Below are 13,340 nucleotides of genomic sequence, written 5' to 3' on the forward strand. Positions count from 1 at the left end.
TCTCCTTTTTTTTAACAGCGTAAAATTTAAACTACCTAATAAATGTAGGTTGATTTTCTTTTAAAGTATGCTCTTGACTAAACATATAACCATCTAAATCAAATTGTTTTAAATCATTAAGAGTATTTATGTCGTTATCAATAATATAGCGAACCATACTTCCTCTAGCTTTTTTAGCGTAAAAACTAATAACTTTTAAGTTATCATTTTTCCAGTCTTTAAAAACAGGCGTAATTACTGGCACGTTTAAACTTTTAGCATCAACAGAACCAAAATATTCATTGCTTGCTAAGTTTACAAATAACTCATCATCTTTCAACTCTTCATTTAAATACGCGGTTAAATCTTTTTTCCAGAATTCATGTAAGTTTTTATTCTTACCTACTTTTAATTGCGTCCCCATTTCTAAACGATAGGGTTGCATTAAATCTAATGGTTTTAAAGCACCGTATAATCCAGACAAGATTCGCAACGAATCTTGCAACTTATCTAATTTATTTTCAGGAATTGAATATGCATCTAAACCTTGATACACATCTCCGTTAAATGCATATACTGCCTGTCGTGCATTTTCCGTAGTAAACGGAACAGAAAAATCTTGATTGCGTTGCCAGTTTAATTGTGCCAAATTATCGGAGATTTTCATTAAATCAGACAAGTCTTTAGGCTTCAACTTTTTTAAAACCTTGTTTAATTTTTCTGCTTGAGGAATAAAACTTGGTTCCGTATATTTATTTGTTGGTAATTCGCTTTCAAAATCAAGCGATTTTGCTGGTGAAATAACAATTTTCATAATTCTACTTTTTTGTAAAAATACTAAAGAATATAAGGGTTATAAATCAAATTGAAAACGTTTTTTTGATAGTTGTATTATTAAAATCTATTCATTAGTACTATTTTTAGAGTACTGTCTCCATTTTTCTATACACGAAGCCATATCATCAGGAACTTCAGAATCAAAACTCATAAACTCCTTCGTTACAGGATGAACAAAACCTAATGTTTTTGCATGTAACGCTTGCCTTGGCAATAATTTAAATGCATTTTCTACAAACTGTTTGTACTTTGTAAACGTTGTCCCCTTTAAAATACGCTCACCACCATAACGTGCATCATTAAATAAGGTATGACCAATATGTTTCATGTGAACACGAATTTGGTGTGTACGACCAGTTTCTAGCTTACAAGAAATTAAAGTTACATAACCTAACCGCTCAATAACCTTATAGTGCGTTACAGCTTCTTTTCCACTTTCACCATCAGGAAAAACCGTCATTTGCAACCTGTTTGAAGGATGCCTACCCACATGACCTTCAACGGTACCACTATCTTCTTTTACATTACCCCAAACAAGTGCTAGGTATTCACGTTCACTAGTTTTATCAAAAAATTGTTTTGATAAATGAGTCATCGCTTCATCAGTCTTCGCTATCACTAATAAACCTGAGGTATCTTTATCAATTCTATGAACTAAACCAGGACGTTCATTTCTATTAACCGGTAAATCTTTTATGTGAAATAAAACGGCATTTATCAATGTACCTGTATAATTTCCATGTCCAGGATGCACTACCATTCCTGCCACTTTATTAACCACCAACAAAGCATCATCTTCATAAACAATGTCAATCGGAATATCTTCCGGAACTAGTAAATCTTCATGTGGCGGGTACTCAAACAACACACTTACCTCATCACCTGCTTTTACTTTATAATTTTGCTTTACCGCAACATTATTCACCCAAATATGACCTTCTTTGGCTGCTTTCTGTATTTTATTTCGAACTGCATTTTCAATAAAATTCATTAAAAACTTATCTACACGCAATGGTTCTTGCCCTTTTGAGGCAACAACTTTATGATGCTCAAAAAGATCATCTTTTTCTAAATCCGGACCCATTTCTTCTACCATATACTATTCGTCTTCTGACTCCGATTTTACTTGATTTGATTCACTTTCATTTCCATTACCGCAAATCAATTCTATTTTTGAAGTTTTAGGCAACTTATACCCTTCTTCAATATATTTACCTTTGTATTTAATACGGTACACCATATCTTTACCAAACTCATCAATATATGTCACACGTTGCACATCTAAACCAATTGCCCTTAATTTAGCCGTTGCATTTCTTCGTGTTACTTGAATTATTTTAGGTACAGACACCTTCTTATAACCTGATGGATTAACGGTTACATAAACTTTTCTATTTTCTTTTACCTTATTGCCTGCTGGAGGGTTTTGTTCAATAACTGAAAACCTAGGATAATCAGGGTTATAATTTGCAGAATCTAATACTTCATACCTTAAACTAGCCTCATCAACAACATCACGCATTTCTGTTACTGTTAATTTTGCTAAATCTGGCACTACAACAAATTCACCATGGTTTGTTGAACTATTCAACCACCTTAAAACAACAAATACAAATACCAGTATAACGGCTAATGCAATGCCTATTTGAATAAAGAAAACTTTACTTTTTAGAAAGTTTAAAAAATTTTTCATCGTGTATTATCTTATCTGGCAAATATAAGAAATGCCAAATTAGAAATGATTGCAATGAAAATAATTATTCTTTTGCATTAATTCTCAACTTGATTTCTTTACTTTGATATCATATTAATAAATTATTTACGTCATATAGTTTTACTGCATATGAAAAAGAATATTGCAATTATAATGGGAGGTTACTCCAGTGAATACAAAATATCACTAATAAGTGGGAGTGTTGTTTATAAGTTTATTGACAAAGAAAAATACAATACATATCGCATTCATATTTTTAAGGATAAATGGCTTTGTATAACTGAAGATGACAAAGAAATAATTGTAAATAAAAATGATTTCTCAATTGTTATAGCAAATGAGAAATTAACATTTGACTGTGTTTTTAATGCGATACATGGTACACCAGGTGAAGATGGCTTAATACAGTCGTATTTTGAATTATTAAATATCCCACAAACGTCATGTGGAGCTTACCAAGCTGCAATTACTTTTAATAAGAGAGACTTATTAAGTATTTTAAAACCTTACGGAATTAAATCGGCTCCTTCATATTACTTAAATTTAGGAGATACCGTTAATGAAGATGAAATTATTGAAACCGTAGGCTTGCCTTGTTTTGTAAAAGCAAATAAAGCAGGTAGTAGTTTCGGAATTTCAAAAGTGCATAAAAAAGAAGATTTAGCCACTGCTATTGACGTGGCTTACAAAGAAGATGATGAAATAATTATTGAAGGTTTTTTAGATGGTACTGAAGTATCTGTAGGCGTAATAACCTACAAAGGAGACGTTATCGTTCTACCAATTACTGAAATTGTTTCTGAAAATGATTTTTTTGACTACGAAGCCAAATACAATGGAAAATCTGAAGAAATAACACCTGCTAGAATTTCAAAAATTCAAGAACAAAATGTAACTGAGCTAGCCAAAAGAGCTTATAATGTTTTAAAAATGAAAGGCTTTTCTCGAAGTGAATTCATTTTTATTGGTGATGAGCCTTTTATGTTAGAAATGAATACAACTCCTGGTTTGACAGAAGAAAGTATTTTACCACAACAAGCAAAAATTGCTGGCATATCACTCTCTGAGCTTTTCGAAAATGCAATAACTGAAGCAATAAAGAACAATTAAGTATATTTACTCTAAATTTTAACTATGAGACGCGCTATTTTTCCAGGTTCATTTGACCCAGTTACTTTAGGTCATTATGACATTATCAATAGAGGTATAACACTTTTTGACGAATTAATTATTGCTATAGGTGTAAATTCAGACAAAAAATACATGTTCTCACTAGAAGACCGAAAGCAGTTTATAAAGGAGGCATTTATTGATGAACCTAAAATAAAGGTTTTAACTTATGAAGGTTTAACTGTAGATTTCTGTAAAAAAGTAAACGCTAATTTTATTTTAAGAGGCTTGAGAAATCCTGCAGATTTTGAGTTTGAAAAAGCAATCGCACACACTAATAGAAAATTATCAGAAATAGAAACTGTATTCTTATTAACTTCTTCTGGAAAATCATATATAAGCTCATCAATTGTTAGAGATGTTATAAAAAATGGTGGTGACGTGAGTGGCTTGGTTCCTGAATCTGTTCGTATACTTTAAAACATTTATTCGAAAGTCATTATTAATAGCACTCAAAACATTAATTCTTACAAATTTATTCCTACAAATAACAAAAACCGTTGCTAACACAACTATTTTAACCTTATTCACAACAAAGCCTGAATTTCTTCATAGCTACACACTACTTTAGTAAGAAATCAACTACAATTGTTGCGACGAAAAACCGAAAATAAAACCAAAAACTTAATAAAGCAGCTTCCGAAAGCTACTGCTTTTGTTGACTTAAACTTAGATATTGTTTATGTCTCAGATAGCTTATTATTAAAATTTGAATGCGAGGAGAAAATTCAAAATTCTTCTAGTATTTTAAAATTATTCCCACACTTGAGCAAAAAATGGAAGAAAGACTTTGATAACACACAGAAAGGCTTTGAAAACTTTCCAAAAACAAGCAAATATTTTAACAGCAATAATGAACTTAACTGGGTAGAATGGGAAATAACCTCATGGTTAAATGAATACAATGACGTAGTAGGATCTATAATACAATTAGAGGATGTCACAAAAAAAACTGAGTATTATCAAAAATTTAAAAAACTTGAAACTTTAGTTGAAGTTAAATCACAAACAGCAAAAATTGGAAGCTGGGAATATAATGCAACCACAGACGAACTAACATGGTCTAATATAACTAAGTTAATTCATGAAGTTTCTGAAGATTATATACCAAATGTTGATACTGCTATAAGTTTCTATAAAAAAGGGCCTTGCAGAGATAAAATTCTAAAATGTTTTGATAATGTTATCAAAAATGGGATTGCTTATGAAGAAAAATTACAACTAATAACCGCAAAAGGTAATAGTTTGTGGGTAAGAGTAGCAGGCACTCCTTTTTTTGAAAACAACAAATTTGTTGGCATAATGGGTTCTTTTCAAGATATTACTGAAGAAGTTTTGATCCCGCAAAAAACTAAAGAAAGCGAACAACTGTTAAGAACATTAATAGATAGCTTACCCTTAAACGTATATATTAAGGATTTAGAATCTAGAAAAACTTTAATTAATAAATCTGAAGCTGATTTTATAGGTCTTCCAATGCAACAAATAATTGGTAAAAATGATTTTGATTTATTCCCCCCCGAAATCGCACAAATACATAGGAATCAAGACCTTAAAGTAATTAACACTAAAGAACCAGTTTTAGGAATTGAAAATAGAAATGTAAAAAAAGATGGAACAGTAACACATTTTTTAAGTTCCAAAATTCCATTAATAAACGAACATAAAGAAGTAACATCAATTATAGGGTTTAGCTTAGACATAACCAATCTCAAAGAAAAAGAAAGTGAGTTAAAAAAGCTCTTCGAAATATCATCATTACAAAATAAGAAGCTTGTAAATTTCGCTCATATTATTTCTCATAACTTAAGATCTCACACTGCAAATTTCTCTATGCTATTAGGATTTTTGATTAGAGAAAAAAATGAAACCGAAAAAGCAAACTTAATTGATATGTTAATGACTGCTTCTGACAATTTATTAGAAACTTTAGATGACTTAAATAACGTTGTTGAAATTAATACCAACATAAGTTTAACTAATAAAAAGATAAATATTAATAGTGAGTTAAACACTATTCAAACAAAACTTAGTTCATTAATTAAAACAAAAAAAGCATTAATTAAAAATCATATTCCTAATTGCACCACAATAAATGGAACACCTGAATATGTAGAAAACATTTTGCTAAACGTACTCTCAAATGCTATAAAATTTTCAAAAACCGACAAAGAAAATATTATAGAGTTATATGCTGAAAAAACAAACCATTACACAGTAATAACAATTAAAGATTATGGTTTAGGAATCGACTTGATAAAAAACAAAGACAAGTTTTTTGGTATGTACAAAACCTTTCACCAAGTACCTAATTCTAATGGAGCAGGCCTATACATTTCAAAAAATCAAATTGAAGCTATGAATGGCAAATTTGAAGTAACCAGTGAAGAAAACGTAGGAACTACTTTTAAAATATATTTTAATGAGAATAATTAACGCCATAAATATCATAGATGATGATACAATCACTGTGTTCGGAATTAGGAAACTAATTACTACCGTTGCTGAGTGCAACGACATAAAAACCTACAACAATGGAAAATTAGCATTAAATAAATTAAGAGACATCATTGCTAATAATGAAACATTACCTGACATTATATTCCTAGATTTGAACATGCCTATTATGGACGGTTGGGAGTTTTTAGAAGAATTTATAGCATTACCGATTGAAAAGATTATAAAAATAAATATAGTAACCTCTTCAATTAACAAAGAAGATAGAGATAAGTCCGAATTATACAAATGTCGCACTCACCATTGCCTTTCATACAATACAAAACCACTAAATGTTGAGGAAATGAAAATAATGACAACCCCTTTATAATTAAAACCCTTATTTGATTATTTTTGAAGTCCAAACAATTACCAAAATATAATAAGACAGATTAGCTGATGGTTTATTCTTAATGCAATCTGCTTAATAAACTTCCGAAAAAATGAAATTTCTATATGCAATTCTCTTCACTTTCTTATTATTTGGTTGTGAATCTCAAACTGAAAGTGAAACTTCAATTCTGAAAACTCATTTTGAAAATTCTAACGGTACAGAGACTGCTACATACCAAGAAACAATAGATTTTTACATAAAATTAGCCAAAGAATATCCTGAAATAAATATTCAAACCATTGGAGATACAGATAGTGGCTTCCCGTTACACCTTGTGACTTACAATTTAGATGGCGACTTTAATTTTAAAAAAATTCAAGATTCTAAAACTACTATTCTAATTAATAATGGTATTCACCCAGGTGAAAGTGATGGTATTGATGCTACTATGCTATTATTTAGAGATTTAGCAACTGAAAAAAATAATTCTCCAGAAAATACTGTTATTGCAACCATACCTATTTATAATATTGGTGGCTCTTTAAACAGAAATTCAACCACCCGAGCCAACCAAAACGGACCAAAAGAATACGGTTTTAGAGGTAATGCAAACAATTACGACTTAAATCGCGACTTCATAAAATCAGACACTAAAAACTCAAAAACTTTTGCTTCAATTTTTCATTTGGTAAAACCCGATATTTTTATTGATAATCACGTAAGTAACGGTGCCGATTACCAATATACACTTACACATTTATTTACACAACACAACAAATTAGGTTTTGAATTGGGCAATTATTTGAATACAGAATTAATGCCTAAACTTGAAGAAGATTTAGCAAAAGACAATTGGGATATTACTCCTTACGTAAATGTTTTTAATAGAGTACCTGAGAGCGGATTTTCTCAATTTATGGATTCTCCAAGATATTCTTCAGGGTATACTACACTATGGAATACATTAGGTATGATGGTTGAAACTCATATGCTTAAACCTTATAAAACTAGAGTTGAAGGCACCTATGAGTTAATGGTTAAGATGATTTCTATTACTGAAAATGAAGGCCTAAAAATAAAAGAACTGAGAGAGAAATCACTGGAAGAATTAATGGTTTTAGAGGACTATCATATACAATGGAAAATTGACACTACGCAAACCACTACTTTAAACTTTAAAGGTTTTGAAGCTGACACATTAATTAGTGAAGTTACTGGCTTACCAAGACTTAAATATGATAAAAGTAGACCTTTTACAAAACCCGTCACGTATCAGAATTATTTTAAACCTAAGAAAACTATTAAAATACCAGATGCTTATATCATTAAAAAAAGCAATTACAAAGTAATTAACTTATTGCGTAAAAATTTCATTGAATTTACTAGCCTTAAAAAAGATACGCTTATAGAAGTAGAATCATATAAAATTAAAGATTACGACACTAAAAAAGGTAGTTATGAAGGTCATTATTTACATCAAAACACAACAGTAACGAGTACTGTTAAAAATGTACAATTTAAACAAGGAGATATTTACATCCCTACAAGGCAATCAGGCATTAGATATATTCTTGAAACTTTAGAACCTGAAGCGGTAGATTCATTTTTTAACTGGAATTTTTTCGATACTATTTTACAACAAAAAGAAGGCTTTTCTCCATATGTTTTTGAAGATGTTGCTATTGAAGTATTAAAAGAGAATAGTCTTTTAAGTGATGCTTTTCAGTACAAAAAATTGACAGATGAAAAATTTGCAAATGATTACTATGCGCAATTAGAATATATATTTCAACATTCTGAATATTATGAACCAGCACATTTGCAATATCCTGTTTATAGAGTCTTGAAAGATTTTAAATTGGAGGTAGACTAATCGTCAAACAAAATTTTAATATTAGTGTAAGAGTTTTTTAAAGCTTTGGCAATTTTGTTAGGCCCTTTCCATTTAACTTTTTCAATACCTTCATTAATTTGACCAACTAATTCCCCTGTATAAGAAGTTTTCATTGCATACCAATGTACTTCTTTAAGTTTATAAACACCGTTACGTTTAAAAACGTGATAGGTAGTTTTTAAAAAGTTCTCTATTTTAAGACCTTTTACACCTGTTTCCTCTTCAACCTCTCTAATCGCACAATGTTCGATAGTTTCTCCTTTATCTAACTTACCCTTAGGCAGATCCCACTTATCATTTCTATAAATAAAAAGTACTTTACCTTCTTTATTTGTTACAACACCTCCTGCTGCAACTACTAAAGGAATTTTTTTAGTGAATTTATTTAAAATCTCTTCACCATTCGGGTGATAAATGTAGGCAACACCCTTTTTATTCGCAGAAAGTAAAACTATTGCATCATTAATTGATTTTTCATTCAATGAAAAATATTTATTATTAGCAATATCCGACAGTTTATTTGTTAAAATCAACTGAGCCTCATTCACAAAAACTTTATACATTTGCATTATGGTTTTAAACAAAGACACCGCTAAAAAAACAGCAGAACTTCTATTGCAAATTAATGCAATAAAGTTGAATCCTGAAAATCCTTTTTCATGGGCATCAGGTTGGAAATCTCCAATATATTGTGATAATCGAATAATTTTATCGTATCCACCAATTAGAAACTATGTTCGTGAAGAAATAGCGAAGCAAGTTGAAGAGCTTTATGGCAAACCAGACGTTATTGCAGGCGTCGCTACTGGAGCAATTGGTATTGGTATGTTAGTTGCAGATTATTTAGGCTTGCCTTTTATCTACGTTCGTCCAGAAGCAAAATCTCATGGAAGACAAAATCAAATTGAAGGAACTTTAGAGGATGGCCAAACCGTAGTTGTTATTGAAGATTTAATAAGTACAGGAAAAAGTAGTCTTAATGCTGTAAAAGCATTAGAAGCTTCTGGTGCAAAAATTAAAGGCATGGTAGCTATTTTTACTTATGGTTTTGATGTTGCTACAGAAAACTTTAAAGAAAATAACATTGAGCTTCATACATTAAGTGATTATGAAAACTTAGTGGAGCGAGCTTCTGAAACAAACTATATTAAAGAAGAACAATTTAAAACATTGTTAGAATGGAAAAAAAATCCATCACAATGGAAACAATAATACTTATGTTATGCATATAGAAACTCCTAAAAAAACAATACAAAAAAGCAGTAAAGAGGTTTACGACTTTTTATTAGACATTAAAAATTTTGAACACCTAATGCCTGAAAACATTAGTAAATTTGAAGTTTTAAATGAAGAGCGATTCCTTTTTGCTTTAAAAGGGATGCCAGAAATAGTCTTACAATTAAAAGAATCAACACCAACAAGTAAAGTTGTTTTAGGTGCTGCAAGCGACAAACTACCATTTACACTTACTGCCAATATTGATGAAATTAGTGCAAATGAATCTGAAGTTGTTTTAAATTTTGAAGGTGAATTTAATGCAATGATGGCAATGATGATTAAAAGTCCTATCACAAATTTTATGGGTACTTTATCTGATAATTTAGCAAAAGTTTAAACCTTACTAACAAAATAGATTTCAAAGTTTCTGATTTTAAAAGATCAGAAACTTTTTTAGTATAATAACTTTACTTCTTTTAACCCAAACTCTATTATAATTTCGTCTTCAATTTCAACTAACAATTTACCTTCTTTTGATATTCCTCTTATAATACCAGTAAACATTTGTTCATTTTCTGATTTAAAAGTTGATGGCTTATCCTTTCTAAACAACGTTTTTAAATATAACTCTTTTAATTCTTCTACTTTATTTTCTGATAGTTTCAAAAAACTCTTTTTAAGATTCTTAACCAAATTCAATAAAACTTCATCTAAATCAAACTGCTTCCCAGTAAGCAATTTTAAAGACGATACATAAGGTAAATTATTAAAAGATAATTGATTTACATTTAAACCAATACCTATAATGCTAGATTGAATTTTTTTTCCAGAAAGTATATTTTCTATTAATACGCCACATATTTTATTATTTCCTGACAAAATGTCGTTAGGCCATTTAACCTTTAAATCAGGTATTTGCATGCTATTTAATGTATCATAAACAGCTAATGAAACACAAATGTTTAATAAAAATTGATCTTCTATATTAAAATTTGTTATTTTCTTCAACGTACTGAAAGTAAGATTTTTACCTTCTTCGGAAACCCAAGTAGTACCCATTTGACCACGTCCTTGAATCTGATTTTCAGCTACAACCACAGTAAAATCTGTAAGCTTACGCTCTAACATCATACTTTTCAAGTAACTGTTTGTTGAGTCTATGGCACTAAGTTTGATTATTTGCATATGTTAACTATTCTGTAAAACTTAAATCTTATTACACAAAACAATAGTTAAAAAAACAAAAAAATAATAACTTTGTGCAAATTAAATTTTTTGAATGCAAAAAAAGCAAACTAGCGTAGATGAACTCATAAGTTTTATTCTAGAAGGAATAGAAGAAGTTAAAGGGAATAATATTAATTTACTTGACCTAAGAGAAATTGAAAATACAGTTTGCGACTATTTCATTATCTGTAACGGTACTTCAAACACACATGTAAATGCAATTGTTGGTTCAATCCAAAAAACAGTTAGCAAAAACATTCAAGACAAACCTTGGCATGTAGAGGGTTCAGATAACTCTGAATGGATTTTGATGGATTATGTTAACGTTGTTGTTCATGTTTTTCAAAAACAAGTTAGAGAGTTTTACGACATTGAAGGACTGTGGGGTGACGCAAAAGTTACTGTAATTGAAAATAGTTTATAATTAGAAAAAAACAAGAATGGCAAAAGAGAATAATTCAGGTCAAAAGAAACCTAAGTTTAATACTTGGTGGATTTATGGTATTATAGCAGTACTAATAATCGGTTTTCAATTACTAAACAGTGCAAATATTGCAAGTGTAAATAAAACCACAACATCTGATCTACAAGATTACTTAAGAAACGGTGATGTTTCTAAAGTATTAATTGTTACAAATACGAGGCAAGCTAAAGTTTTTTTAACAAAAGAAGCATTAGCTAAAGATGATCATAAAGATGTTTCAGCAAAACCGTTTGGTTTAACAACTGCTGAATCACCACAATATGTTTTAGATTATGGTGATCCTCAAAATTTTGAAAATGATATTAAAAATACAATCGCTGAAAATAATTTAGACACTGTTGTTGATTATACAACTGAGTCTAACATCTTCGGAGATATTTTATTAAGCGTTTTACCATTTGTTTTAATTATTGGTATTTGGATATACTTAATGAGAAGAATGTCTGGCGGTGGTGGCGCTGGTGGTGGAGGTCAAATCTTCAACATCGGAAAATCTAAAGCTAAATTATTTGATGAAAAAACAGACACTAGAACTTCTTTTAAAGATGTTGCCGGTTTAGAAGGTGCAAAAGAAGAGGTTGAAGAAATAGTTGAGTTTTTAAGAAACCCAGAAAAATATACATCATTAGGTGGTAAAATACCTAAAGGAGCTTTACTAGTAGGACCCCCTGGTACTGGTAAAACATTATTAGCTAAAGCCGTTGCTGGTGAAGCTAAAGTTCCTTTCTTTTCTCTTTCAGGTTCTGATTTTGTTGAAATGTTTGTTGGTGTTGGTGCATCAAGAGTTCGTGACCTATTTAAGCAAGCGAAAGATAAATCTCCTGCCATTATATTTATTGATGAAATTGATGCTATTGGTAGAGCTAGAGGTAAAAACAACATGACAGGTTCTAATGATGAACGTGAAAACACATTAAACCAATTATTAACAGAAATGGATGGTTTTGGCACAAATACTAATGTAATTGTATTAGCTGCAACCAACAGAGCTGATGTATTGGATAAAGCCTTAATGAGAGCTGGTCGTTTTGATAGACAGATTTATGTTGACTTACCAGATATTAGAGAACGAAAAGAAATTTTTGAAGTTCATTTAAAGCCTATTAAGACTTCTGAAACTTTAGATTTAGATTTCTTAGCAAAACAAACTCCAGGTTTCTCTGGCGCTGATATTGCAAACGTTTGTAATGAAGCTGCACTTATTGCTGCTCGTAAAGAGAAAAAAGCTGTTTCTAAACAAGATTTCCTAGATGCTGTTGATAGAATAGTTGGTGGTCTTGAAAAGAAAAATAAAATTATCACTAAAGGTGAAAAAGAAACAATTGCATTCCACGAAGCTGGTCATGCAACTGTTAGTTGGATGCTAGAACATGCCGCTCCTTTAGTTAAAGTTACTATTGTACCAAGAGGTCAATCATTAGGTGCCGCATGGTATTTACCTGAAGAAAGATTAATTGTTCGTCCTGATCAAATGAAAGACGAGATGTGTGCAACATTAGGTGGTAGAGCCGCTGAAAAAGTAATTTTTAATAAAATTTCTACAGGTGCATTAAGTGATTTAGAAAAGGTAACTAAGCAAGCAAAAGCGATGGTAACCATTTACGGACTCAATGATAAAATAGGAAACATTACTTATTACGATTCTTCAGGTCAAGATTCATACGGTTTCTCTAAGCCTTATAGCGAAGAAACTGCTCAAACAATTGACAAAGAAATTTCTATATTAATTGAAGAACAATACCAACGTGCTATTGAACTTCTTGAAAATAACAAAGATAAACTTACAACATTAGCTGAAAGACTATTAGAGAAAGAGGTTATTTTTAAAGATGATTTAGAAAAGATATTTGGCAAAAGAATGTTTGATAAAGATCTTGCTGAAGAAGCTAAATTATTAGAAGAAAAAAATATTTCTTCTACTGATGCAACATCAGGTTCTGAGAATATTTAATAATTACAATAATTCATATTACGCTTTCGTTTATTT

Annotated in this window: 14 protein-coding genes; 9 read left to right on the forward strand and 5 right to left on the reverse strand. The window is 30.4% G+C overall.

Annotation, left to right across the window (positions count from 1 at the left end; genetic code table 11):
* Positions 1 to 31 precede the first annotated feature (31 nt).
* The 3 genes from yaaA to KO500_RS00910 all read right to left on the reverse strand — a co-directional run bounded on the left by yaaA (position 32) and on the right by KO500_RS00910 (position 2,509).
* Positions 32 to 793 carry a peroxide stress protein YaaA gene (yaaA, locus tag KO500_RS00900; protein ID WP_215954609.1) on the reverse strand — a complete coding sequence of 254 codons (762 nt, stop codon included), beginning with the start codon at positions 791 to 793 and terminating at the stop codon, positions 32 to 34.
* Between the two features lie 87 nt (positions 794 to 880).
* Positions 881 to 1,912, reverse strand: a complete 1,032-nt coding sequence (locus tag KO500_RS00905; protein ID WP_215954610.1) for an RluA family pseudouridine synthase — start codon at positions 1,910 to 1,912, stop codon at positions 881 to 883.
* Between the two features lie 3 nt (positions 1,913 to 1,915).
* Positions 1,916 to 2,509: a PASTA domain-containing protein gene (locus tag KO500_RS00910; RefSeq protein WP_215954611.1), complete on the reverse strand. Its 594-nt coding sequence runs from the start codon at positions 2,507 to 2,509 to the stop codon at positions 1,916 to 1,918.
* Positions 2,510 to 2,659: 150 nt separating this feature from the next.
* On the opposite strand from KO500_RS00910, the gene KO500_RS00915 reads away from it, so the two are divergent.
* From KO500_RS00915 to KO500_RS00935, 5 genes are all read left to right on the forward strand, one after another.
* On the forward strand, positions 2,660 to 3,640 hold the full coding sequence (locus KO500_RS00915; RefSeq protein WP_215954612.1) for a D-alanine--D-alanine ligase: 981 nt from the start codon (positions 2,660 to 2,662) through the stop codon (positions 3,638 to 3,640).
* Between the two features lie 24 nt (positions 3,641 to 3,664).
* Positions 3,665 to 4,120 carry a pantetheine-phosphate adenylyltransferase gene (gene coaD, locus KO500_RS00920; RefSeq protein WP_215954613.1) on the forward strand — a complete coding sequence of 152 codons (456 nt, stop codon included), beginning with the start codon at positions 3,665 to 3,667 and terminating at the stop codon, positions 4,118 to 4,120.
* Positions 4,121 to 4,291: 171 nt separating this feature from the next.
* Complete coding sequence (locus tag KO500_RS00925; protein WP_252732400.1) at positions 4,292 to 6,136, forward strand: PAS domain-containing sensor histidine kinase; 1,845 nt, start codon at positions 4,292 to 4,294, stop codon at positions 6,134 to 6,136.
* Positions 6,123 to 6,527, forward strand: coding sequence for a response regulator (locus tag KO500_RS00930; protein WP_215954615.1), 405 nt, complete (start codon positions 6,123 to 6,125; stop codon positions 6,525 to 6,527). Before KO500_RS00925 ends, KO500_RS00930 begins: the two co-directional genes overlap by 14 nt.
* A 112-nt stretch (positions 6,528 to 6,639) precedes the next feature.
* A complete protein-coding gene (locus KO500_RS00935) occupies positions 6,640 to 8,403 on the forward strand; it encodes a M14 family metallopeptidase (RefSeq protein WP_215954616.1) in 1,764 nt (587 codons plus the stop codon).
* On the opposite strand, the gene KO500_RS00940 is transcribed toward KO500_RS00935, so the two are convergent.
* On the reverse strand, positions 8,400 to 8,987 hold the full coding sequence (locus tag KO500_RS00940) for an NUDIX hydrolase (protein WP_215954617.1): 588 nt from the start codon (positions 8,985 to 8,987) through the stop codon (positions 8,400 to 8,402). The two genes, KO500_RS00935 and KO500_RS00940, sit on opposite strands and share 4 nt — an antisense overlap.
* Positions 8,988 to 8,994: 7 nt before the next feature.
* Here KO500_RS00940 and pyrE point away from each other — a divergent pair, with 7 nt between their 5' ends.
* Both pyrE and KO500_RS00950 read left to right on the forward strand, forming a co-directional pair.
* Positions 8,995 to 9,636, forward strand: a complete 642-nt coding sequence (gene pyrE / locus KO500_RS00945) for an orotate phosphoribosyltransferase (protein WP_215954618.1) — start codon at positions 8,995 to 8,997, stop codon at positions 9,634 to 9,636.
* Positions 9,637 to 9,646: 10 nt separating this feature from the next.
* Positions 9,647 to 10,039, forward strand: a complete 393-nt coding sequence (locus KO500_RS00950; RefSeq protein WP_215954619.1) for an SRPBCC family protein — start codon at positions 9,647 to 9,649, stop codon at positions 10,037 to 10,039.
* A 56-nt stretch (positions 10,040 to 10,095) separates the two neighbouring features.
* Here KO500_RS00950 and KO500_RS00955 read toward each other — a convergent pair whose 3' ends face one another.
* On the reverse strand, positions 10,096 to 10,827 hold the full coding sequence (locus KO500_RS00955) for a biotin--[acetyl-CoA-carboxylase] ligase (protein WP_215954620.1): 732 nt from the start codon (positions 10,825 to 10,827) through the stop codon (positions 10,096 to 10,098).
* A 94-nt stretch (positions 10,828 to 10,921) separates the two neighbouring features.
* Between KO500_RS00955 and rsfS the strand changes: the two genes are divergently transcribed.
* The gene (rsfS, locus tag KO500_RS00960; RefSeq protein WP_215954621.1) at positions 10,922 to 11,293 is read left to right on the forward strand and encodes a ribosome silencing factor; all 372 of its coding nucleotides are present in this window, start codon (positions 10,922 to 10,924) and stop codon (positions 11,291 to 11,293) included.
* 16 nt (positions 11,294 to 11,309) lie between these two features.
* A complete protein-coding gene (gene ftsH / locus KO500_RS00965; RefSeq protein ID WP_215954622.1) occupies positions 11,310 to 13,304 on the forward strand; it encodes an ATP-dependent zinc metalloprotease FtsH in 1,995 nt (664 codons plus the stop codon).
* The last annotated feature ends 36 nt before the right edge of the window (positions 13,305 to 13,340 follow it).

The sequence above is a fragment of the Cellulophaga baltica genome (genome assembly GCF_018861125.1).
Lineage (GTDB): Bacteria > Bacteroidota > Bacteroidia > Flavobacteriales > Flavobacteriaceae > Cellulophaga > Cellulophaga baltica_A.